We start from the raw sequence: 23263 nt of genomic DNA on the forward strand, positions 1-23263 counted from the left end.
AGCAAATAAGCTGTCTTCACCCAGTTGGTTCTTCCTGAAACTGATCATGTTCAGAACTGTGCGGCATCCAGCGAATAGAGGCAGTCACTGCCAGCCTTGACCGAGACGCTGAGCGAGTGGATACGTGGTAGCAAGCGAGCGAAATAGAAGCGTGCCGTGCCCATCTTGCTGGCGTAGAAATCATCCTCGGCCTGTTTGCCCATAGCCGCCTTGGCCATGCGCGCCCACATATAGGCGTACGCGGTGTAGCCGAACACGTGCAGGTACTCGACAGAGGCCGCGCCGATTTCATTCGGGTTGCTTTGCGCCCGGTCCAGCAGCCACGCAGTCAGCTCATCGAGGGTATCGACAGCTGCGTTCAGCGGCTGGGTAAACTCGCCGAGATCGGCACAGGTATTGGCGGTGAAGTGGCGGATTTCCGAAGCGAACAAGCGGTAAAGCGCCCCGCCGCTGCCGACAATCTTGCGCCCGGCCAGGTCGAGAGACTGGATGCCATTGGTGCCTTCGTAGATCTGGGTAATGCGCACGTCGCGCACCAGTTGTTCCTGACCCCATTCGCGAATGTAGCCGTGGCCGCCGAAGATCATCTGACCGTGCAACGTGGTTTCCAGCCCCATGTCGGTGAGGAATGCCTTGGCCACCGGGGTCAGCAGCGCCACCAAATCCTGGGCGCGGTTGCGGGTGACTTCATCTTCGCTGTACTTGGCGGTGTCCAGTTGCAGAGCCACATAGCTGGAGAAGGCACGTCCACCTTCATTCAAGGCTTTCATGGTCAGCAGCATGCGTCGCACGTCCGGGTGGACAATGATCGGGTCGGCGGTCTTGTCCTTGTTCTGCGCACCGGTTGGCGCACGACTTTGCAGGCGGTCGCGGGCGTACTCGACGGCGTTCTGGTAGGAGCGTTCGCCCTGTGCCAGGCCCTGGATACCGACGCCCAGACGCTCGTAGTTCATCATGGTGAACATCGCCGCCAGCCCCTTGTTCGGCGCGTCGACGATCCAGCCTGTCGCGCCGTCAAAGTTCATGACGCAGGTGGCGGACGCCTTGATGCCCATCTTGTGCTCGATGGAGCCGCAGGACAGCGAGTTGCGATCGCCCAGTGAACCGTCTGCATTGACCATCATCTTGGGCACCAGAAACAGCGAAATGCCTTTTGCCCCGGCGGGAGCACCTGGCACTTTGGCGAGTACCAGGTGGATGATGTTTTCACTCAGATCGTGTTCGCCGCCGCTGATGAAAATTTTGCTGCCGCTGATCTTGTAACTACCATCGGCCTGGGGCTCGGCCTTGGTGCGGATCAACCCCAGGTCGGTACCGGCATGGGCCTCGGTCAGGCACATCGAACCGGTCCAGGTGCCGGCGTACATGTTTGGCAGATAGCGTTCCTTGAGTTCCTGGCTGGCGTGGGCCTTGAGCGCCAGGCAGGCACCCGCCGTCAGCATCGGGTACAGGCCGAACGAGAGATTGGCCGAGTTGACCATTTCTTCAATCTGGGCGGAGATCGCCTTGGGCATGCCCATGCCGCCAAACTCCGGATCGCCACCGATACCGCCCCAGCCACCTTCGGCAAAGGCCCGATAGGCTGCCGGGAAACCGTCCGGCGTGGTCACTGCACCGTCGTTCCAGGTGCAGCCTTGCTCGTCGCCACTGCGTAGCAGCGGCGCGATGATATCGGTGCTGATTTTGCCGGCCTCTTCAAGGATCGCGGCAGCCGTCTCTTCGTCGATAACCTCGGCTAAACCGGGCAATTGAGCCCAGAGCCTGGACACCTCGAAGACTTCATTGAGAACGAAGCGCATGTCGCGCAGGGGGGCTTTGTAAACAGACATGATTGGCTTACTCGGACATTGTGAGGGCATGTGGCACGCCCGGTTTTTTGGAATTGTCGGTATCGTTGAGTTGCCCCTCCGGTTCAGCCGGAGCAGCAGCACGGCTCAGTGAGGGCCCACGCAGCAGAAAGTAGGACAGGGCCGGAATCAGGATCAGTGCACCAAGCATGTTCCACAGGAACATGAAGGTCAGCAGGATGCCCATGTCGGCCTGGAACTTGATCGGCGACCAGGCCCAGCACACCACACCGGCCGCCAGAGTGATGCCGACCAGGCCGACCACACGGCCGGTGAAGGCCACCGCGTTGCGGTAGGCTTCGGACAGCGGCATACCGCTGCGTTGGTAGTGCAATTGCACGCTGAGCAGGTACAGCGCGTAATCCACACCGATGCCCACACCCAGGGCAATCACCGGCAAGGTGGCGACTTTCACGCCGATGCCCATGGCGACCATCAAGGCCTCGCAGAGGATCGAGGTCAGTACCAGCGGCAACAGCGCCACCAGCGTGGCGCGCCAGCTGCGGAAGGTGATCAGGCAGAACAGTGTCACCGCCAGGTACACGTACAGCAGCATGGTGTGATTGGCTTCGCGGACCACAATGTTGGTCGCCGCCTCGATCCCGGCAGTGCCGGCGGCGAGCAGGAACTGGCGATCCGGGGTGCTGTTTTCCCTTGCGAACTTGTCGGCGATCGCCACCACGGCATCCAGGGTTTCGGCCTTGTGGTCCTTGAGGTAGGCAATGACCGGCATGACCGAACAGTTGTTGTTGAACAACTCCGGCGCATTGACCGATGCCTGTTGCGCGCCGTAGTTCAACACGTCCTGGTTGCGCTGGATGTTGTTGAGTTTGGGGTTGCCCTCGAAAGATCCAGCAGTGATCTGGCGCACCGCATTGACCAGCGATGAGGTCGCTTGCACACCCGGATATTGCTGCAGTTCCCAGGCCAGGCGATCGGCCAAGACCAGCGTCTGATAATTCAGGCAGCCCTCGGGCGGGGTCTTGATCATGACCGCGAACAGGTCGCTGGACAGCGCGTAATGGTCGGTGATGTAGGCGTTATCGCGATTGTAGCGCGAGTCGGCACGCAGCTCCGGAGCTCCACTGTCGAGGTCGCCGATCTTCAGATGCGTACTGACCGCGAAACCGGCAATACCCAGCACCAAGGCACCAAGTACAGTGCCAATGGCCCAGTTGCGGGTGGTGAAGCGATCGAGCAAGTCCCACAGCTTACCGAAGCCACGATGCGCGGCAGCGCGGCTGTCGATCTTCAAGGCGCGCTCGGCGGCCTTCTTGCCAACGCCGACGTACGACAGCGCGACCGGCATCAGCAACAGTGAGGTGAAGATCAACACAGCCACACCGATACTGGCGGTGATCGCCAGGTCCTGGATCACCGGAATATCGATCAGCATCAATACGGCGAAGCCCACCGCATCGGCCAACAGCGCAGTGACACCGGCGATGAACAAACGGCGGAAGGTGTAGCGTGCCGCGACAAGTTTATGAGTGCCGCGAGCGATGTCCTGCATGATGCCGTTCATCTTCTGCGCGGCATGGGACACGCCGATGGCAAAGATCAGGAACGGTACCAGCACCGAGTACGGATCGATGGCGTAACCCAGCCAGGCGACGATGCCCAACTGCCAGACCACCGCCGTCAGCGAGCAGAAGATCACCAGCAGGGTGCTGCGGATGCAACGGGTATAGCAGTAGATGATGGCGAACGAGGTGACCACGGCCAGGCCGAAGAACATCATCACCTGGATCAGGCCGTCGATCAGGTCACCGACCAACTTGGCGAAGCCGATCACGTGAACCTTGTACTTGCCGGAGCCCTCCTTGTCATGCATTTGCCTTTCAAGTTTCTTGGCGAACGTGTGGTAGTCGATGCTGTGACCGGTCGCCGAAGCAGTGTCGAGCAACGGCACGATCAACATGGTGGATTTGAAGTCGCTGGCCACCAGGCTGCCGACAATGCCAGAGCGGTTGATATTCTGGCGCAGCTGTTCGATATCCGCAGGCGTGCCCTGATAGGTATCGGGCATCACCGGGCCACCCTGGAAACCTTCCTCGGTGACTTCAGTCCAGCGTACCGCCGGGCTCCACAATGACTTCATCCAGGCACGGTCGACGCCCTCGGTGAGGAACAGTTCGTCGTTGACCTGTTTGAGCACGTTCAGGTATTCGGGGTCGAAGATGTCGCCCTCGGTGTTTTCGACCACTACCCGCACCGAGCTGCCCAGGCCGCGCAAGGACTGGCGGTTTTCCAGGAAGTTTTTGATGTACGGCTGGCTCTGCGGAATCATCTTCTCGAAGCTGGGACGCAGCTCGAGGCGGGTCGCCATCATGTAACCCAGTACCAGGGTGATCACTGCCATGAGCAACATGAACAGGGGGCGGTGATTGAAGACCCACCTTTCCAGCCGGTTACCGGAGCTGCGATCGAAGTCTTGCAAATTGCAAATCACCGGCATCGTGTCTTGTTGGATATTGCCCATGTCTGGGTACCTCAAATTGATACAGTTCTTATTATTGTGAAAGCACGCGTGCACCACGATTGCCGACCAACACCAGTGCGCCATCGGCTGCCTGAACGGCGCCGGCGACCGGTGACGGGTTCTGCTGCGCCATCAATTTCAAGCCTTGCCCGCCATCCTGGCTGACCAAGCGTTGCCCGGCCTGGGTAAACAGCTCGTAATGACCGTCGGTGTCCAGGGTGGCGGCGGTGATGTTCACTTGAAGACCCGAATTGAGTGGGGTCCAGCTGGCGCCGCCATCGGTACTGCGAAACACATGCCCGCGCAGGCCGTAGGCCAGGACTTCGCCGGGCTTGCCGACCACACCGAAAAAGCTGCCTTGATAAGGCGTTGGCAGGGTCAGGAAACGCTGCTGCGCGTCATCGAACTTGAGCAGCAAGCCCTGTTCGCCGGCGATGTACAGCGCATCGCCGGCGGCGGCGATGGCATTGAGGTGCAGGCCCTGCGGGTTATCGGTACGGTCCTGGAATGGGGTCCAGTGCTTGCCACCGTCTTCAGTGCGCAGGATCAGATTGAATACACCCACCACGTAACCGAGTTGGTCATTGGCGAACCAGACGTCGAGCATTGGCTTGTCGGCGCCCTCTTTCGTCAACCGCTGACCGTCTTCGACGAGCTGCGGCCATTGTTCATTGCCAGGTTCTGTCTGAGCCAGGGCGCTGTAGTGCTTGACCAGCAAGTCGCCGATCTGGCGGCCATCGAGTTGTTTGCTCCAGGTTGCGCCGGCATCGCTGCTGTGCAGTACGACGCCATCGCTACCCACGGCCCAACCTTGCTGCGGCGTAGGAAAGGACACGGCATTGAGGTCGGCGCTGACCGGCACGCTGGCCTGAAGCCAGTTCTTGCCGCAGTCGTCGGAGTAGAGAATGTGACCACGCTGCCCAACAGCGACCAGGCGCTCACCCGCGCGAGCCGTGGCCAGCAACGGGCTGCGCACTGCCAGGGCGCTGAGCCTGGCTGGCTGGTCCAGCACGTCAACGAAGTTGGCGGCCTGGGCGATTCCCTGCGCCAGTACCAGCGAGGCGCCCAGCGCTAGCAACAGGCACTTTTTGTAAGAACCCATAGTGCATCCTCTTGAGAAAACTGCGCCGGGGGGCGCAAAGGCGCACCCCGGCGTTGGAGTCAGGCGCCCAGGTATGGAGTGGATCACCTGGGCGCTTTATCACAGAGTGCTTAGCGGATGCCTGCACCGGCCAGGGACTCAGCTGACCACTGCGCCTTGGAGAGCGGCTCGATGTACTTGATGCCGCCGTGCGGGCCTACCACACCATTGATGTTGTAGGAACCGCCAACCAGGTCGTAGATCATGAACGGCGTAGAGTCCGGCACCTGCTTGTCATAGCTTTGGCTGAGGAAGGCGAAGGAACCACGGTAGAGCTGACCATGTGCGTCGTACTGGTCGGAAGCCAAAGCTGTCCAGCTGTCTTCGTCCAGGTAGAAGCGACGCTTCTGGTAGATGTGACGAGCACCGGCCTTGAGGTTGCCTTCAACGATCCACACACGGTGTTTCTCCCAACGCACGAAGTCGGGTGACAGATGGTTAGGGGTAGTCAGCGACTTCGGGTCCTGGACGTAAGTCAGCTTGTAGGTGTTGTAAGGCAGGATCATTTCCTGCTTGCCCACCAGCGTCCAGTCGTAGCGGTCCAGCGCGCCGTTGAACACAAACCCGTCGTCGAAGGTCCCGGCACCGGCGGTACCTGGGTTAGGCGTGTCATAGGCCAGGCTGGGAGCCAACTTGACTCGCCGCTGGCCCGGCAGGTACTGCCAGGCGCGGCGTGGTTGTTGCAACGGGTCGGCGGCGTCCTTGATCATCAGCGCCTCACCGGCACGGCGGGCTGGGCCGGTGTAAGACACCTTGATCTGGTAGTACACGTCCGCGCTGCTGATCGGCTGCGACATGTTCTCGTAGATTGGGTAGCTGATGAAAGTCTGTCCGGCAGTGGCCAGGCTTGGCACGCCCGCCGAGTCAACGTTCCAGGAGTCATACTTGGTGCTGATGTTGACGCCCTGGTAACGCAGCAGGAAGTTCCACATCGCCTCGGCACCGTTGTGCGGGACCGGGAACGGCACACCAGGCAGAACGTTGTCGATGGCCAGGCCGCCTTGCAGGGATTTGGCGCCGCTGGCGTTCTTCACGCTGTTGTCCAGGACGGCCTGGGGCAACGCTACGGTGCGGTGAGTCGGGTAGACATCAACGCGAAACGTGGGAAAGCGCTTGGCCAGTTCAGCCGTGGTGGCAGTGAGCATGCCCTTGTATTGATCGACGTTCTTGCCATCGATCACCAGCAGCGGCTTTTCGCTGGCAAAGGGGTCCGGACGCATGGTGTCGCCCGATTTGAAGCTGGCCGGCGCGGTGGTCAAGCCACCGGCGTAGGCAGGAATCGATCCGTCGGCATTGGCGGCCTTTTCAGCGCCTACCAGGGTCAGACTGCTGCCGAGCTTGGCAGCTTCTACGGCGGTTACGGCCGCCTGCGCATGTGCGCCCAAAGTCATGGCCATAGTAGCGGCCAACAGAGTTTTGACGAATTTCATTTTGTTGTTCTCCTGCTTAGTATCTAAGCAATGGGTGTATCAGAAGGTGGTTTTCAGCGTCAGGTAAACGGCACCACGGTCTTCTGTGGTTGCGCCGCCACCCGAGAAGGCCGAATAGCCACCGGCGAAGCATGCATAGTTCTCGTTGCCACTGAAGGCGTTCGGGGTCGATCCATCGCCACTTCCGGCGTTGGCTGCACCGGTGCTGTTGCCGCTGACGTTGCACTTGTCAGTCTTGCCAAAGGAATCCACATACTTGAGATCGACAAAGTATTTGTTGTAAACGATGGCGCCGATGCCAGCGGCATAGTTGCCGGTGTCCTTGGCGCCACCGCCGACCACAGGGGAAACACCATCGAGGCCCACGTTGACGGACATCGGCGCGTTCAAGTCCACGCCCGGGAACACCTGGTACCAGGTCGGTGTGAAGTTGACGGCGATACCCCAGTTGTCGCGGGTCGGCGCATCGATACCGCGGTAAGTGCTCTTGCCTTTGTAGAGTGCCGAGTTCTTGTCATCGAGCTTGAGCAGATTGCTGTAATACAGTTCTGCGAGCAGCACGGCCTGGTCGTACACCGGCGTCTTGGGCAGGGTCATCAAACCGTTGAGCGTCCAGTGCAGCGTATCGCCGGTGGCGCTCATGCTGTCGCCGTTGTGCGGGACGTCGTAGATGACACCGGTGGCCGCGGTACGTGCCGGCAGCAGGCCAAGACCTTGCCCGAAGCCCAGCGGGCTGGTGGAGCTGACGATGGCCGGGATACTCGCCAGCGGCATGTTTTTGCGAATGTTCAGGTCGCTGCCGACACTGATGCCGCCGAATTCCTTGGACAGGCTCAAACCGTAGATATCGACGTCGTCGGAGTACGCCAGTTGATAGGTGGCGGTGCTCAACGAATTCAGCGTGTTGACAACAGCCGGCACCTGGCCCGCTGGACGCGTGCCATTGGGGTTGGCCGAGGTGACCCCGCGAGTGTCGAGCCAAGCCTGCGGCAGGATGTCCGAGGTCTTGCGGTAGTAGACGCCGAGGGTGCCGTCCAGCCACTCCGGTGACCACTTGGCCATTACGCCCCAGTCGCCTTGATTGCCAGGGGTCAGGTCATGACCACGAACCACGTTGGTCAATGCGTTACAGGGGGCGACGCCGCAACCGAGCGGGCTGCCCGGCGTGATGGAGTTGGTGTTGCCCAGCAGGAACGACTGCGCACCGAAGCCCACCAGGTCGGAACCGCCATAGTAGGTGCCCGCTTCCGGCAGACGCGCAGCATCCCAATTCAGGAAATACTGGACCCCCACGGTCAACTCGGGATTGACGGTGAACGACATCGACACCTGGTTACGCGGGACGAACAGCTCCTTGGCTTCAGTACCCGGCGAGGCGGCGAGCTTGGCAAGATCGAGGCCGGACTGGCCGTAACTGACCGAATGCACCGGGTTGAGAATGGTCTCGCCCCAAAACACGTTGTGCTGGCCGGCCTTGACGCTCAGCATCGACTCGTCGCCCACTTCGGTGCTGTAGAACACGAAGGCATCGAGAATTTCGCCGGACGGACCGGTGTAATAACGCTGGGCGTAGTTGCTCAGGTGCGGGCTGCCAAAGCCGACGTTGTCGTTGGTGACGCCGGCCAGGCGTGGGTCGTTAGCGACCAGACCGGACCGTGAATCATTGCCGTTGACGAACGGGTTGGAATTGGAACCGGTGTTCTCATAGGCCTTGTCGTACCAGCTGGCGGCGCTGACACGAAAGCCCATGTTTTGCTTGTAGACAACATCCATCTCGGTTAACAGGTCGACACGGTTGGTGATGTTGGTCCCGGACTTGCGGAAGTTGTAATCACCATCGTTGTTGTTCGGCGAGCCGAGCATGCGCTTGTCGGCGCTTTCGGTGCGTACGCCGTAGTTGTACTTGACGGTGTTGTCCAGGCGAACAGACCAATCCGGGCTACCGGTATCGAACTCGAACGCGTGGCCGGCGACCGGCATGATTGCAACGACAACAGCTATGGCCAGCGGACTGCGACGCAAGGTGAAAGGCTGACTGTGTTTCATATGGCTAGCTCCACTTCTTATTATTGTTAGGGATGCTTGGATCGACGAAATCCCGCCCACGGCCTGGCAAACAGGAACTGACTGGTCGACACCAGAGATCGCTGTCGTTGAACTTGACACCTGTTACCGGCAAGCAGCGGAAAGGACGTAGTAACCTGACACCAGAACAGTTAATCGAACTGCTCGGTCAAGATGGGCGGCCCCGACACCAGCTTCGTGGATAGCTATCGGTGTCGAGGGCCCGTTTAGCCTTAGTGGAAGGCTGTGAGATCCTGTGGTTCGATCCCGTTCGCCTCGCAGTAATCCAGGTAGCGCTGAAGCGAGGTTTTCCAGTTCTCGATGGCCATGACCTTATCGTTTTCATCGACGAAGATGAGGTCTCCGCTCACGATCACCAGCGTCACCATGTATTCACCACCCTCAGTGCTGACTACTTCCGGCTGGTGAGTGGATGCGGCGGTCTCGTAGACAATGCTGCCCGGCCCGGCGACCCAGTCGTGCTCTTTGTACTTCCAGTGGCCTTCCATGGTGTAAACGATGACGGTGCCGGAGTGATGGTGCTTGGGCAGTACCATGTCGATGGGCGCCTTCATCATGACGATGATCTCGCCGCGAATCGGGTCGAGCTTGAAGTACTTCAGCAAGACGTTGTCTGCAAAAGGGGTGAAGGGAACCCAAGGCAGCGACTCGCCGTGCATGACGGCAGTTTCAACTTGTTGAAAAAGCATGACTATCTCCGTTTCTATTGTTTTTGCCAGAAGCTGATCGCTCGGTTTGACCGACGACGATGTACGCGCTCGACTGATCCAGCACGAGGCGCAGACCTCTGGGAATGGGGTGGATCAGTTAAGAGGGGTACCGGTCAACGTCGCGCGGAGCATCTTGCGCGGCGCATTGCCGTAATCGGCTACTGCGTAGTGCTGGCACAGCAGGTTGTCCCACATCGCGACGGTGTTGGGTCGCCACTTCAGGCGTACCTGGTATTCCGGAATCGCAGCCTGGGAAATCAAATAGTTCAACAGATTATTAGCTTCCGGCTTGAAGTCCTGGCCGCAACGGACGTCCTTGAAGGTGTAGAAGTTCGAGAAATGGGTGGTGAACGCCGAGTTGACGAACAACACCTTTTCGCCTGTCTCAGGATGGATAAGCACAACCGGATGCTCGGCGACGGGGTTCTTCGCGGCCATCGCGTGACGATCGGCGATCGGCATCTGGGCGAAAAAGGCGTGCTCGGCATCGTGCTTGGCGTACAAGCCATCGATTCGTTGCTTGATGGTGTCGGGCAGGCTTTCATAAGCCATCACCATGTTCGACCAAATGGTGTCGCCGCCGGCCTCAGGACCCAGTTCGCAGCGCAACACCGCGCCGCGGGGCGGTGCCTTCTTGAAGGTGACATCGGCATGCCAAAGGTTTTCGCGGCTGATCTTTTCGACCATGTTCTGCTTGTTGGGGTCGAGATTGCGGTACAGCATCAGCAACTTGTCCGCCTGCGGATGGCTAGGCGCAACGGGATGGGCTTCCAGTTCGGCGAATTGCGCCGCGAAATTCTGCTGCTCCATCGGAGTAATGTCCTGGTCGCGAAAGAACAGCACTTTGTGCTTGAGCCACAGTGCCCGGATCTCCGCGATCATTTCAGGGTCCTGGGCAGCGTCGGCCAGGCTGATGTTGCTGATCTCGGCGCCGATGTTAGGCGTGCAAAGCTCGACCTTGATCGAATGTTGAAGAGCCGAAGGACGGATAATCGCCGGTGATGGCGATGAACTGTTTTGGAAAGCTGTTTTTTTTATCATTGAAGTCTCCAGTCTCTGGTGTACGCCGGCATGCAATCGCATGCCCGGCAAATCAGACAGGATCAAAGCGAGCCAATGGCACCGTTTCGGTTCCTTGGAGAGATGCTAGGGATTGCCGTCGCCCCAGCTTTTGCAAGACGGGACAACATGTTGGCATTTTCGGACAACGAGGGCGGCTGGGTATCCGACTTCGTCAAGGCTTCCCGGGAGGGGGGGGCGGCATTTGGGTGGACCCAGCTGCCGCATGCGCACGATGCTGTATCGCCCACTCCGACGGGGACATGCCGAACTGGTGACGGAACCAGCGAGAGAAGTCGGCGCCTGATGAAAAACCCACCAGGCCCGCGATTTCGTAGAGCTTGCGCTTGCTGGTCAACAGGTACTCCTCGGCGAGTTCGACACGCACCGCATTGACCACAGAAAGCCCACTCTCGCCGACTTCCGCCAAGCGCCGATTGAGTGTGCGGCGATGCAACCCCAAGTGCTGGGCGACACGATCGACCGAACAGGTTCCGGTGGGCAGCAGTACCCTGATGACCTGGCGCGCCCGATCCAGGGGCTCATCGCCTTGGTCCGTCAACTGCATGTCCAGCCAGCGCTTCACTTCTCGATTGAGCTTGGGTGTGGCTGCGACAATGGGCAAGTCCACGTCGCGAGCCCGGCAGACAATGCCGTTAAACTCCTGCCCAAAGTCGATTGCCGTTCCGAGCACGCGGCGATGAACGTCCAGCTTGGCTGGACGTTCGTGGCTGAAACAGATGTTCACCGGTTTGAAAGCATCGTGCGCCAGCGCCCGATAGGACCGAAAAATAATACCTGTCGAGATTTCGACCACCTGGCGCAAAAGCCCCGGGTACTTCTGCTGTATATCCACATGCAGAAGCACCAGGTCTCCGGCGTCTTCAAGGCGCAATTGCACACCGGCGTTATGAAGTCGCATATAGCGCGCGGACGACTCCATCGCAGCGCGCAGGGTGGGTTCCTCGCGCATCATAAGGGCAAGCATGCCAAAGTCGGCCAAGTCTCGGCGCTCCGCCATCAGCAGGCCGAAGGCTTCCTGGCCGGAAAGCCGTGCCGACTCTTCCAACAGCCAGCAGACCGAATAGCCGTTGATCAGAAGATTCGGATCGTCAAGCACGCGGGGTGGCAATTTGGCCAGCCGCAACATCCGGAACGGGTCCAGCCCGACTGAGTGGGCAATGGAGGCATAGCCGGTCAAACAGGCACTGCGAATCAGGCTGGACATGCGGTCACCCCGTCCCGTTTTGATAAGTTGGTGTCCTGAATAGCCAAACTCAACCACCCCTATCTCGTCAAGCTCTTCCCATACAACAACAATATGACGAGTACTGCGATGAATTTGGAACACTTCCAGGACCAGCCCCTGCGGGACGTTGACGCTCCCCTCGCGTTCGCTCACAACTTCGTTGAGATCAACGGCATCCGGATGCACTACGTCGAGGAAGGTCAGGGCCCCCTGGTCATCCTCCTGCATGGATTCCCCTACCTCTGGTACATGTGGCGACGACAGATCCCGGCCTTGGCATCTGCTGGTTATCGGGTGGTCGCTCCTGACCTGCGAGGTTTTGGCATGTCCGACAGCCCTGCTGCGGTCGAGGCCTACGATATGAGCCAAGCGGTGGGTGACATCGTCTGCCTGATGGAGGCCCTGGGCGAAACCTCCGCGATCGTCGTCGGCCACGACCTCGGTGCCTGGGTAGCCCAGTCCTGCGCCATGCTGCGCCCCGAACTGTTTCGTGCACTGGTCATGCTCAACACGCCAGTGCCTCCGCGCGGCCGGATCAGGCCCACGGATGGGCTGCGGGCGATGGCCAAGGGCAAGGGCTACCACCACCTGTACTTCCAGCAGCTGGAAAAGCCAGACCGTGAACTGGCCGCCGACACGCGCAAGACCTTGCGCAGCATCTACTACTCGGTCTCGGGTGATGCGGTCGGTGCCGAGCGCTGGCGACTGTTCATCGAGCCTGATGAACCCATCCTCAATGCCTTCACCGACCCTGTAGCATTTCCCGCTTGGTTGAGCCCCCAGGCGATCGACTACTACGTGGATGAGTACACCCGTGCTGGCTTCACCGGTCCCCTGAACTACTACCGTTGCCGCGACCGCAACTGGGAGATCTCCGCCTTTCTCGATGGCGCGGTGGTGCGCCAGCCCAGCATGTTCATCGGTGGCGCCAACGACCCATCCATCGAGCCGCCACAGATTCGTGGGCTGTATGACCAGCTCGAAACCTATCTGGTCGGGCTGCGCAAGAAGGTATTGCTACCCGGTGTGGGCCACGCCGCGGCGGAAGAAACGCCAGAGCAGATCAACGCGTTGCTTCTCGAGTTCCTCGAACAACTGGACGACAACTGAGTCGATCCCTCGTTGGCTATTCGCCAAGGTATTTCACATGAACAACAATAAGACGGTGTCCAACATGAATGGACTGATGCAGCAACAGCAGCTGCTTATTTCGACGCTCCTCACCCATGCCGAGCGCCACCATGGCTACCAGGAGGTCGTCTCCCGCCGCGTCGAAGGCGATATCCATCGACAAACCTATCGCGACCTTGGGCAACGCGCACGCTGCCTGGCCAATGCGCTCGCCACGCTCGGCGTCAGCTTTGGTGACCGCGTCGGCACGCTCGCCTGGAACGGCTACCGCCACATGGAGCTGTACTACGCCGTATCCGGCTCGGGTGCCGTGCTGCACACGTTGAACCCACGCCTGCATGCCGACCAGGTGCAGTGGATTGCCGACCACGCAGAGGACCGCGTGCTCTTCTTCGACCTGACCTTCCTGCCGCTGGTCGAATCCATCGCCGGAAAAGTCTCGACCATCACCCGTTTCGTGCTCATGACCGACCGAGCGCATATGCCGGCGGTTACCTCGATCCCCGATCTGCTGTGCTACGAAGATTTGATCGAAACCCACACCGACGACTTCGTTTGGCCAACCTTCGATGAGAACAGCGCATCGTCGCTGTGCTACACCTCCGGTACCACCGGCCATCCCAAAGGTGTGCTCTACAGCCACCGTTCGACGCTTCTGCACACCTACGCCGCCGCCCTCCCCGACACCTTGAACTGTTCGGCGCGCGACACCATCCTGCCGGTGGTGCCGATGTTCCATGTCAACGCCTGGGGTTTGCCGTACATGGCCTGCATGGTCGGCGCCAAGCTGGTTTTTCCCGGGCCAATGCTCGACGGCGAATCGCTCTACGAGTTGTTCGAGGCGGAGAAAGTCACCCTGTCCGCCGGCGTGCCCACCGTCTGGCAAGGTTTGCTCGCCCATGTCGAGGCAACGGGCAAGACATTCTCGACCATGCGCCGGACGATTATCGGTGGCTCGGCCTGCCCTTCGGCCATGATGGCGGCTTTCGAGGACCGCTATGACGTACAGGTGCTGCACGTCTGGGGCATGACCGAGCTGAGTCCGCTCGGGACCGTTTGCACCCCCAAGGCCAGGCACCTCGCCATGGACAGCGCCGAACGCCGCGTCCTGCAGGCCAAACAGGGTCGGGTCGTATACGGCGTCGACATGAAAATCGTCGGCGATGATGGCAAGGAACTCCCCCGCGACGGCAAAACCTCGGGCGAGCTGATGGTGCGCGGTCCCTGGATCATCTCCTCTTACTACAAGAGCGACACTGGCGATTCGCTGGTCGATGGCTGGTTCCCAACAGGCGATGTCTCGACCATCGATGCCGAGGGCTTCATGCAGATCACCGACCGCAGCAAGGATGTCATCAAGTCCGGAGGTGAGTGGATCGGTTCCATTGACCTGGAAAACATCGCCATGGCCCACCCGGCGGTGGCGATGGCCGCGTGTATTGCGGCCTACCATCCGAAGTGGGATGAGCGCCCGCTCCTGGTCGTGACCCGCAAGCCCGGTAGCGAAGTTTCGCGCGACGAATTGCTTGGCTTCTATGAAGGCAAGATCGCCAGATGGTGGACCCCGGATGACGTGGTATTCGTCGACAGCATCCCGCTCGGCGCGACCGGCAAGATGCTGAAGAACAAGCTTCGCGAGATGTTCCACGACTACCGTCTGCCCACCGCCTGAGGGCCGGCCTCGCTCAATGCGCTCGGGCGGGCAGTGACACGCGCCGATGCTTGCCCGAGCCGCACGCAGGTCAAGGCCCGGTTCACGAGTCCGATCAGGGCCGTGCAATAACAACAAGAAGCCCAGATTCAAGGAAACGCCATGAATGTTCACCACGCCCTTGCTGACAATATCGAAACTTCGACCGTCAGCGTGCCCCGGCTGTATGCCTGGTGCGTATTTGCACTAAGTTTCGGTTTGCTGATTTCAGACTACATGTCGCGACAAGTGCTCAACGCAATCTTTCCACTGCTCAAGTCCGAGTGGACCCTGAGCGACTCCCAGCTCGGCCTGCTGAGCGGCATCGTCGCTCTGATGGTGGGCCTGTTGGCCGTACCCTTGTCAATAATGGCCGACCGCTGGGGGAGAGTCCGCAGCCTGGTACTGATGGCCGCGCTTTGGAGCCTGGCTACTCTGGGCTGCGGCCTTGCGCAAAATTACCAGCACATGCTCCTCGCCAGATCGTTGGTCGGCATCGGCGAGGCGGCCTATGCCAGCGTTGGCGTCGCGGTGGTGCTTTCGGTGTTCCCCAAGCAGCTGCGTGCGACCCTCATCAGCACCTTCATGGCTGGCGGCATGTTTGGCTCAGTACTGGGCATGGCACTCGGTGGCGTCATCGCCCAGCACCTGGGCTGGCGCACCGCTTTCATCATCATGGCGATTTTTGGCATGACGCTCGCCATCCTCTATCCACTGGTAGTCAAGGAGTCGCGCCTTGGCAATTGCGATAAGGGCGCAGGCCAATACGCCGAAGCAAGCGGCAAGAATCCTCTGCGTACGCTGTTCGCCAGCCGCTCGGTCATCAGCGCTTATATCGGCAGCGGTCTGCAGATGTTCATCGCCGGCTCGTTGATTGCCTGGTTGCCCAGCTACCTTAACCGTTACTACCACATGGGCACCGATCGGGCTGGCATGATTTCCGCCATCCTGATCCTGGCGGGTGGCGCCGGCATGATTCTCTGCGGCATCCTTAGCGACCGCCTATGCCGTAAAGCTCCCGGGCGCAAGATTTCCCTCGCCATCGCCTACTGCCTGATTACTAGCCTGTTGCTGTCAGTGGCCATGCTATTGACCCCAGGCCTGGCGCAACTGGTATGCATTGCTCTGGCCATGCTGGTGGTCACCGGCACGTTTGGCCCCGCCGGCGCCGTGATTGCCAACTTGACCCACCCTTCGGTGCACGGCACGGCCTTTGCCATTCTGGCCCTGGCCAACAACCTGCTCGGTCAGGGGCCCGGTCCCTATGTCACCGGCCTGCTGGCTGACGCCTTTGGTCTCGATCGCGCTTTCCAGTTGATCCCGCTGGTCAGCATCGCTGCAGCCTTGGTGTTCTGCTACGGCAAGCGCCACTACCACCGCGATATCCAGAGACTCGTGACGACTGTCACAGGTACATCGCCAGCCGGAAGAATGTCATGAGCGCCCCCGTCGAGCTGCCCGTGGCACAACCACTGCCCTGCCCTCAGGAGAGTCCTGCATGAGCTCCGCAACCATTGCCTCGCTGGGGGTACGCAGCCAATTGCTGATGCCCGGCTTTATCGTCAGCGCCATGGTCGCCGCTGCGGCCACGTTCCTCTCCGAGCACTACGGTGCACCGGTGATGCTCTTCGCACTGCTACTGGGCATGGCGATGAATTTTCTTTCCGGTGACGGCGTATGCAAGCCTGGCATCGAATTCACGGCCCGCGAGATCCTTCGGGTCGGTGTTGCGTTGCTCGGCATCCGCATCACCCTGGAGCAGATCGTTGCCCTTGGCTGGCAGCCAGTTTTGATGGTGGTGACGCTGGTGGTGGTGACTATCCTGGTGTCCATCGTCGCGGCTCGTGCCATGGGCTTCAGCACCTTGTTCGGCCTGCTTACCGGCGGTGCCACCGCAATTTGTGGCGCTTCGGCAGCCCTTGCCCTGGCGGCAGCGCTGCCCAGCCATGAGAAGAAAGAGCGGGCGACGCTGTTCACGGTCATTGGCGTTTCGGCGCTATCCACCATGGCAATGATCCTTTACCCAATGATCGCCCAATTTTTCAACCTAAGCCCACTCCATGCAGGCTTTTTCCTCGGCGGAACCATTCACGATGTCGCCCAGGTGGTTGGCGCCGGCTACGGCATGTCACACGAGACCGGCGACAGCGCCACGGTCGTGAAACTGATGCGCGTGGCGATGCTGCTACCGGTGATTCTGTGTGCGGCCATGATCACCCGCGCCCGCGGCGTCGAACCTGGCAGCAAGCGACCACCGCTGCTGCCGTGGTTCGCGGTGGGATTCGTAATCCTTGCCGCAGTCAACAGCACCGGGTTCATTCCACAGATGGTTCAGGACGCCGGCAACAGCCTGTCACGCTGGTGCCTGGTGATCGCCATCAGCGCACTGGGCATGAAGACGCAGCTCAAGGAGCTGGCCTCAGTGGGGATCAAACCCATTCTATTGATGGTGGGAGAAACCGTATTCCTTGGCGCACTGGTGCTGGCAATGCTGCACTGGGCCATGTAAACCGAACCCCTGCGGGGTTATCGACGCTCTCGTCAAACAGAGCTTTTTGCCGCATCGGAGTTGTGTACCAGCTGCTCCGTTACGCGGCATTTTTTATCTCGAAATTTGCTTGTTCGGGCTTATCTGCCGCGAGGAACTATTACGAGCGCCTGAGCAGTCGGGTCGGTTACCGCTTGCATGAAAGAAACATGACGCTATAACGCGGTGTCAGAGGTGTTTTTCTCCGGACGCAACAGAGCCGCCCCGCCTTCTTACGAATGTCCGCTCTGGGTCCAGGCTGTGTGAAAACGCCTGCGATTGTCTAACCTTCAAATCGTCGAGATCGTGGCGGGGACGATAATGAAGCGATTCATTGAAGGTGAGGCCCGGACGCAAGTCACGTTGCTGCCGGAGTGTCTGGACGATTACGTAGCCGAAGAAAACCCAGTGCGAGTGGTCGACGTTTTCGTCGATGAACTCGACCTGGGTGCACTTGGGTTTGAGGGTGTTGATCCTGCTGCAACGGGGCGTCCGGCCTACCATCCAGCGACCTTGCTAAAGATCTATATCTACGGCTACCTCAATCGGATTCAGTCCAGCCGTCGGCTTGAGCGTGAGGCCGAGCGTAACGGCGAGTTGATGTGGCTGACGGGACGTTTGGCTCCAGACTTCAAAACCATTGCCGACTTTCGCAAGGAAAACGGCAAAGCCATTCGCAGCGTCTGCCGCCAGTTCGTAGTGCTTTGCCGTAACCTCGACCTCTTCTCTCAATCGATCATCGCCATCGATGGCAGCAAGTTCAAAGCCGTCAACAACCGTGACCGTAACTTCACCCAGGGCAAAGTGAAGGCGCGCATGCAACAGATCGAACAGCGCATTGATCGTTATCTGGTGGCGATGGATTCGGTGGATCGGGCAACGCCCGAAGTGGCCGAGGCCAAAGCCGAGCGGCTGAAAGAAAAAATCGAAACCCTGAAACAGCAGATGCAGAAACTCAAGGACATCGAGGCGCAGCTCCACGACAGTCCAGACCAACAAATCTCTCTTACCGATCCGATGCACGCTCAATGGCCACGAGCGGCCGAGGCACCGGAACGGTTGGCTACAACGTCCAAACAGCTGTCGACGACATGCACCATCTGATCATTGCCCATGAGAGTTGCCGCCCACAGGTGATGCCAGCCGCTCGACAGAAGTCGCAATTCAATCCCGAGCAATCTTGTCATTTGCCAAGGCTTAGGGCAGGGTCGATACCACTGACATCTCTGCCAAAGGAGTCACCCCATGTCAAAGCTATATCCCAGTATCGACCCTGAGGGGCTGGTCGAGTACTCAGTGGTCTACACCGACCGCTCGCTCAACCACATGTCGCAGTCATTTCAAGCCGTGATGAAGAACATTTCCAGGACCCTGAAACAGGTCTACAACGCCCAGGCTGTTGCGGTGGTCCCGGGCAGCGGCACATTCGGCATGGAAGCGGTGGCGCGACAGTTTGCCACCGACCAGCAATGCCTGGTGATACGCAACGGCTGGTTCAGTTATCGCTGGAGCCAGATCCTTGAGATGGGCAACATCCCGGTGGCCACCACGGTGCTGAAAGCCCGACCGGTCGACACTGGTCGCCAGGCTGCCTACGCCCCCCCCCTCTGGACGAAGTGCTGGCAGCCATTCAAGCGCAGAAGCCGCAGATTGTCTTCGCCCCCCACGTTGAAACCTCATCAGGAATTATCCTGCCCAACGACTACCTGCGGGCCGTCGGCGACGCCGTGCATGCGGTGGGTGGCCTGTTCGTGCTGGACTGCATCGCCTCTGGCACGCTTTGGGTTGATATGCAGAAATGCGCAGTCGACCTGCTGATCAGCGCACCGCAGAAAGGCTGGAGCGCCTCCCCTTGCTGCGCCCTGGTGATGCTCAGTTCCTTGGCCCTCGAGCGCATCGAACAGACACATAGCAGCAGCTTCGCCTGCGACCTGAAAAAGTGGCTTCAGATCATGCAGGCCTACGAACAGGGCGGACATGCCTACCATGCGACCATGCCCAGCGATTCCCTCGCGCGATTTAACGAAGTGATGAAAGAGACGCAAGCCTACGGTTTCGACAAGGTCCGCGGCGAACAACAGGCTCTGGGCGATCGGGTGCGCGCAATGTTGACCGGCAAAGGCATCAAAAGCGTGGCCGCAGCCGGCTTTCAGGCCCCTGGCGTAGTGGTGAGCTACACCGATGATGCCGACATCAAGAGCGGTAAGAAATTTGCCAACCACGGCCTACAGATCGCCGCCGGAGTGCCGTTGCAATGCGACGAGCCGGCTGACTTCCAGACCTTCCGCATCGGTCTGTTCGGACTCGAAAAGCTGCACAATATCGAGCGCACGGTCAGCACCCTCGAGCAGGCACTGGACGAGGTGATGGTTAACTAAGCCCTCATCTTGCCCTCAGCACATACCGAACTTGTGAATTCCAGGAAGGCATCCTGCCCTGGGCACTGCCGGCCCATGGCGCTGATCTTCGACGAATATGACGCTGGTCGCCCGGACGTCATGTTAGAACCATAAGGGAAAGCCCGTGCACGCGTCTTACTGACACGTGCGCCCTTCAGCGCTATCAAAAAAGGGTTCCAACGAAGCCTTTCACGGGGCGGATGATTGGCGGCTGTATGACTTGGATCGGCCAGGAGAAGTCATCACCAGTCAGCAGCACGCTTCAACCGGCAAAGACATTGCGAGCATAATGAGTCATCCCCGCATGTGAGTAACATCATGACCGAAGCCCAACGCTGGACAGTGAAATGCCAAGATCCTGCGGATGGAAGTGGCGACGTCATCGTCGACTTGCCACCTGAACTACTCGCCAGTTTAGGATTGAGCGTCGGCGACGTACTGACCATAGAAGTGATCGACGGCGCGATAGTTCTGACGCCGAAGTCGAGCCACTCAGCTACACGCTGAATCGAACTGGCGCGCTTTACCTAGTCTTCAAACGGGCATACGCGAACGGCACATCTGAGCGGCAACGATCGGACTAAATTGCCGTCGGCGAAAGTCCGCTACATTGGGTCGCAAGCCGTACTTGCTGACAGGCAGCAATCGACCATGTGAAATCATTAGTAGTTGCCATCCCCGCCGATGTCCAGGCCGGAAAGACGTGAGGATGTGGGTAGCAAACGCAAACCGTAGCCAAAACAACACGCTCGAATCCGGGAGCACACTGCATTGAAGAAACACGGCCTACAGAAGCGGGTAGGTCCGGAAGTCGCTGGCCAGCTCCATGAACATAGATCGATGAACATTCGCCCACGGCATTAGCCCTAAACCCCCAGCAGGACGAGGCACCGGCCCACTTATGAACAGTAAACATCGCCCATAAATGATGTGTCTGGATGGAACTTCTATCGCTGTCACAGGTACCTAAAAACCGGACTTTGCCGTTAATCACCAGAATCCCCGGAAATCAACAGCATACGCGCCCTACCCGACGTACCTGACAAGCGAACTGGGCATGAAGTTCTGCTCAATGACCGGTTACATGGTCGGTCACGACAGGCAGGGCTCGGCCAGGAGCGGACAGTGAGGTATGACTATGAAACCAGTGACGTTCCACTCAGTTTCGATAACCGCTCTCAGACCAGTAAATCGACGGTCTGCAACATCCGTCGATAAGGAGAATGCGCATGCCCCATCTCCAGGTGAATGGTTTCGATCAGACACTCCAGAAACCGTTCGGCCGCCGGCCGCAGGGGCTGCCCGCTTCGGCTGATGGCGCCCACCGAGGCACTGCTGACCGGCTCGCGCAGAGGCAAGGCGCACAAGCCTTCGCGCTGAGCGCATATCTCCACCAGCGGCCAGGGAAAGATGCTCAACATGTCGGTTTCACGCAGCAAGCTCAAGATGATCGAGAGCGAATGGGCGAAATGCACATGCCCCTGCGTCGAAATCGTTCCGTCTTGTTGCGAGGCCAGTATCCAGTCAGCCGACGCCAGATCCTCCATGGTCCTGCTGTTCGACAACGGGTGTTGCTGACGGGCTACCACCGCACAATCGGCCGTGAACAGCGGCAGATAGGTCAGGTCGGTGCTGGAAAACCGGGTATCAAGCCGTCCGATAAACAGATCGACACTCGCATCCCGCAGCAGCGGACACGCGACCGATGAAAGCCCCTCATACAATTCAAGTTGTACCTTTGGAAACAGCTGGCGAAAACGCACGACGGATTTTGGCATGAGCGTCATCGCCAACCAGGGTGTCACGGCGACCGACAAGCCCCCCTCCAGTTCCCCCTTGCAATCAGGCAACACCTGACGGGCACAGACCATCTGTGCCACCAGCAGACGTGCCTGAATCAACAGCTTCTTGCCGAGTTCGGTAAACACAATCCCTGAGGTATTACGGATCAGCAATTGTGTCGCGGTGTCTGCCTCCAGCTTCTGGATGGCCTTGGTGACCGCTGCCGGGGAAGTGTCGAGCCTTTTTGCAGCGCCGCGGATACTGCCCGCATCGGCCACCGCTACCAGTGCATTGAGTTGATAGAACTTCATAGTGTCCGCCGGTGTTAACCCTGGGTTGCCTTGTTCACTTTCGATTGCCTGTCAGCTGCTGCCTTGGCCCACTACTCTCGGACCAACACCACCTGGGCTTCGAACCTCACCAGAAGACCGTACCAGAAAAAGCCCAGGCACTTTGATGAAACGCATGATGCCGTAAGCCATCGTGGATTGTGGCCCTTGCGACAGATTGGTTTCTCCTCTTGGTCACCAAGGAAAAACACTGCCAATGACACAGACCATCACGCTGTTAAAAGAGATTGAGCAGGAAATGCGCGAACTGCGCCACCAGATCCATGCCAACCCTGAACTCGGTTATCAGGAGGTCGAGACTAGTGAGTTGGTAGCCGGACGATTGATCAAATGGGGTTACGACGTGACGCGCGGCTTCGCCGAAACCGCAGTCATCGCCACGCTGAAGAAAGGCACCAGTTCGCGTGTGATCGGCATACGGGCTGATATGGACGCACTGCCTATTCTGGAAAAAACCGGGCTCCCCTATGCAAGCCGGATACCGGGCAAGATGCACGCGTGTGGCCATGACGGGCATACGGTCATGCTCCTCGCCGCCGCCTACGCCCTCGCCCATGGCCATCCGTTCGATGGCACGGTCCGTCTGATTTTCCAGCCGGCCGAAGAAGGTCTGGCCGGCGCCCGACGAATGATTCAGGAAGGCGTGCTGCAACAGTTCCCCTGCGATGCAGTGTTCGCTGCACACAACATGCCTGGTTACCCTGTCGGAAAACTCGGGTTCCGAGCCGGGCCCTTCATGGCCTCCGCCGACCAGGTCAATGTCACGATTCACGGAAAAGGCGGTCACKGCGCGATGCCGCATCTGAGCGTCGACCCCGTGGTGGTCTGCGCAAGCATCATCATGGCCCTGCAGACAATCGTCTCGCGCAACACTTCACCTCAGGAAATGAGCGTTATCACCGTCGGGGCCATTAACGCAGGTAAGGCGTCCAACGTGATCCCGGACAGCGCGCACATGCTGATTTCCGTCCGCTCACTGAACAATGCCGTCCGGGACCGTCTGGAGAGCCAGATAAAACACCTCATTCACGCCCAGGCGCAGGCATTCGGCGCGACCGCCGAGATCGACTACAGTGCCGACTACCCCTTGCTGGTAAATGACGAAGAAATGACCCGGTTTGCCAGCCAGGTGGCCATCGACTGGCTCGGTGAGGACGAGGTGATGAACGACATCGTGCCCTTCAATGGCAGCGAGGATTTCGCCTACTTCCTGCAGCAATGCCCTGGCAGCTATCTGATTATCGGCAATGGCGACGGTGAAAAGAGCTGCATGGCTCACGACCCTCGCTACGACTTCAATGACGACATCCTGATACGGGGCGCTGGCTATTGGGTCAAGTTGACTGAGGCCTTCTTGCCACTCGACGCTTGAGCAAAGACC

15 protein-coding genes and 2 pseudogenes are annotated in these 23263 nt (G+C 59.4%); 8 read left to right on the forward strand and 9 right to left on the reverse strand.

Translation table 11 applies throughout. The features are described 5' to 3' along the window. Positions 1–50: 50 nt before the first annotated feature. From AC1DWM_RS13955 to AC1DWM_RS13990, 8 genes are all read right to left on the reverse strand, one after another. The gene (locus AC1DWM_RS13955) at positions 51–1829 is read right to left on the reverse strand and encodes an acyl-CoA dehydrogenase C-terminal domain-containing protein (protein WP_477795438.1); all 1779 of its coding nucleotides are present in this window, start codon (positions 1827–1829) and stop codon (positions 51–53) included. 7 nt (positions 1830–1836) lie between these two features. Continuing rightward, complete coding sequence (locus AC1DWM_RS13960; RefSeq protein WP_477795439.1) at positions 1837–4329, reverse strand: efflux RND transporter permease subunit; 2493 nt, start codon at positions 4327–4329, stop codon at positions 1837–1839. Positions 4330–4360: 31 nt separating this feature from the next. Next, entirely contained in the window at positions 4361–5431 is a 1071-nt protein-coding gene (locus AC1DWM_RS13965) for a WD40/YVTN/BNR-like repeat-containing protein (protein WP_477795440.1), read from the reverse strand. Positions 5432–5541: 110 nt separating this feature from the next. Continuing rightward, positions 5542–6900: a DUF1329 domain-containing protein gene (locus tag AC1DWM_RS13970; RefSeq protein WP_477795441.1), complete on the reverse strand. Its 1359-nt coding sequence runs from the start codon at positions 6898–6900 to the stop codon at positions 5542–5544. A gap of 39 nt (positions 6901–6939) precedes the next feature. Further along, positions 6940–8946 (reverse strand): DUF1302 domain-containing protein, encoded by a 2007-nt coding sequence (locus AC1DWM_RS13975; RefSeq protein WP_477795442.1) that lies wholly within the window; start codon positions 8944–8946, stop codon positions 6940–6942. A 251-nt stretch (positions 8947–9197) separates the two neighbouring features. After that, entirely contained in the window at positions 9198–9674 is a 477-nt protein-coding gene (locus tag AC1DWM_RS13980) for a 2,4'-dihydroxyacetophenone dioxygenase family protein (protein WP_477795443.1), read from the reverse strand. 114 nt (positions 9675–9788) lie between these two features. Further along, the gene (locus AC1DWM_RS13985; protein ID WP_477795465.1) at positions 9789–10658 is read right to left on the reverse strand and encodes a TauD/TfdA dioxygenase family protein; all 870 of its coding nucleotides are present in this window, start codon (positions 10656–10658) and stop codon (positions 9789–9791) included. Between the two features lie 271 nt (positions 10659–10929). Beyond that, positions 10930–11982 carry an AraC family transcriptional regulator gene (locus AC1DWM_RS13990; RefSeq protein WP_477795444.1) on the reverse strand — a complete coding sequence of 351 codons (1053 nt, stop codon included), beginning with the start codon at positions 11980–11982 and terminating at the stop codon, positions 10930–10932. 108 nt (positions 11983–12090) lie between these two features. On the opposite strand from AC1DWM_RS13990, the gene AC1DWM_RS13995 reads away from it, so the two are divergent. From AC1DWM_RS13995 to AC1DWM_RS14025, 7 genes and pseudogenes are all read left to right on the forward strand, one after another. Further along, complete coding sequence (locus tag AC1DWM_RS13995) at positions 12091–13113, forward strand: alpha/beta fold hydrolase (protein WP_477795445.1); 1023 nt, start codon at positions 12091–12093, stop codon at positions 13111–13113. 37 nt (positions 13114–13150) lie between these two features. Continuing rightward, positions 13151–14806, forward strand: a complete 1656-nt coding sequence (locus tag AC1DWM_RS14000; RefSeq protein ID WP_317849419.1) for a 3-(methylthio)propionyl-CoA ligase — start codon at positions 13151–13153, stop codon at positions 14804–14806. A 141-nt stretch (positions 14807–14947) separates the two neighbouring features. Then, the gene (locus AC1DWM_RS14005; protein ID WP_223521733.1) at positions 14948–16264 is read left to right on the forward strand and encodes an MFS transporter; all 1317 of its coding nucleotides are present in this window, start codon (positions 14948–14950) and stop codon (positions 16262–16264) included. Positions 16265–16322: 58 nt separating this feature from the next. Continuing rightward, a complete protein-coding gene (locus AC1DWM_RS14010) occupies positions 16323–17333 on the forward strand; it encodes a YeiH family protein (RefSeq protein ID WP_223521731.1) in 1011 nt (336 codons plus the stop codon). Positions 17334–17672: 339 nt separating this feature from the next. Further along, a pseudogene (locus AC1DWM_RS14015) lies at positions 17673–18469 on the forward strand (transposase); the annotation flags it as partial. A gap of 127 nt (positions 18470–18596) precedes the next feature. Continuing rightward, positions 18597–19729 (forward strand): annotated as a pseudogene (locus AC1DWM_RS14020) (aminotransferase class V-fold PLP-dependent enzyme). A 339-nt stretch (positions 19730–20068) separates the two neighbouring features. Beyond that, on the forward strand, positions 20069–20257 hold the full coding sequence (locus tag AC1DWM_RS14025) for an AbrB/MazE/SpoVT family DNA-binding domain-containing protein (protein WP_223521727.1): 189 nt from the start codon (positions 20069–20071) through the stop codon (positions 20255–20257). A gap of 671 nt (positions 20258–20928) precedes the next feature. On the opposite strand, the gene AC1DWM_RS14030 is transcribed toward AC1DWM_RS14025, so the two are convergent. Next, positions 20929–21843, reverse strand: coding sequence for a LysR family transcriptional regulator (locus AC1DWM_RS14030; protein WP_477795446.1), 915 nt, complete (start codon positions 21841–21843; stop codon positions 20929–20931). 235 nt (positions 21844–22078) lie between these two features. Here AC1DWM_RS14030 and AC1DWM_RS14035 point away from each other — a divergent pair, with 235 nt between their 5' ends. Further along, positions 22079–23254: a M20 aminoacylase family protein gene (locus AC1DWM_RS14035; protein ID WP_477795447.1), complete on the forward strand. Its 1176-nt coding sequence runs from the start codon at positions 22079–22081 to the stop codon at positions 23252–23254. The last annotated feature ends 9 nt before the right edge of the window (positions 23255–23263 follow it).

The organism is Pseudomonas sp. P4_C8 (assembly GCF_056401975.1).

Excerpts from the sequence above, each read along its gene's own strand:
- AC1DWM_RS13995 (WP_477795445.1), top strand. The coding sequence starts at position 12,091 with ATGAATTTGGAACACTTCCAGGACCAGCCCCTGCGGGACGTTGACGCT.
- AC1DWM_RS13955 (WP_477795438.1), bottom strand. The coding sequence starts at position 1,829 with ATGTCTGTTTACAAAGCCCCCCTGCGCGACATGCGCTTCGTTCTCAAT.
- AC1DWM_RS13965 (WP_477795440.1), bottom strand. The coding sequence starts at position 5,431 with ATGGGTTCTTACAAAAAGTGCCTGTTGCTAGCGCTGGGCGCCTCGCTG.
- AC1DWM_RS13970 (WP_477795441.1), bottom strand. The coding sequence starts at position 6,900 with ATGAAATTCGTCAAAACTCTGTTGGCCGCTACTATGGCCATGACTTTG.
- AC1DWM_RS13960 (WP_477795439.1), bottom strand. The coding sequence starts at position 4,329 with ATGGGCAATATCCAACAAGACACGATGCCGGTGATTTGCAATTTGCAA.
- AC1DWM_RS14025 (WP_223521727.1), top strand. The coding sequence starts at position 20,069 with ATGACCGAAGCCCAACGCTGGACAGTGAAATGCCAAGATCCTGCGGAT.
- AC1DWM_RS14030 (WP_477795446.1), bottom strand. The coding sequence starts at position 21,843 with ATGAAGTTCTATCAACTCAATGCACTGGTAGCGGTGGCCGATGCGGGC.
- AC1DWM_RS13975 (WP_477795442.1), bottom strand. The coding sequence starts at position 8,946 with ATGAAACACAGTCAGCCTTTCACCTTGCGTCGCAGTCCGCTGGCCATA.
- AC1DWM_RS13980 (WP_477795443.1), bottom strand. The coding sequence starts at position 9,674 with ATGCTTTTTCAACAAGTTGAAACTGCCGTCATGCACGGCGAGTCGCTG.
- AC1DWM_RS14000 (WP_317849419.1), top strand. The coding sequence starts at position 13,151 with ATGAACAACAATAAGACGGTGTCCAACATGAATGGACTGATGCAGCAA.
- AC1DWM_RS14010 (WP_223521731.1), top strand. The coding sequence starts at position 16,323 with ATGAGCTCCGCAACCATTGCCTCGCTGGGGGTACGCAGCCAATTGCTG.
- AC1DWM_RS13990 (WP_477795444.1), bottom strand. The coding sequence starts at position 11,982 with ATGTCCAGCCTGATTCGCAGTGCCTGTTTGACCGGCTATGCCTCCATT.
- AC1DWM_RS14005 (WP_223521733.1), top strand. The coding sequence starts at position 14,948 with ATGAATGTTCACCACGCCCTTGCTGACAATATCGAAACTTCGACCGTC.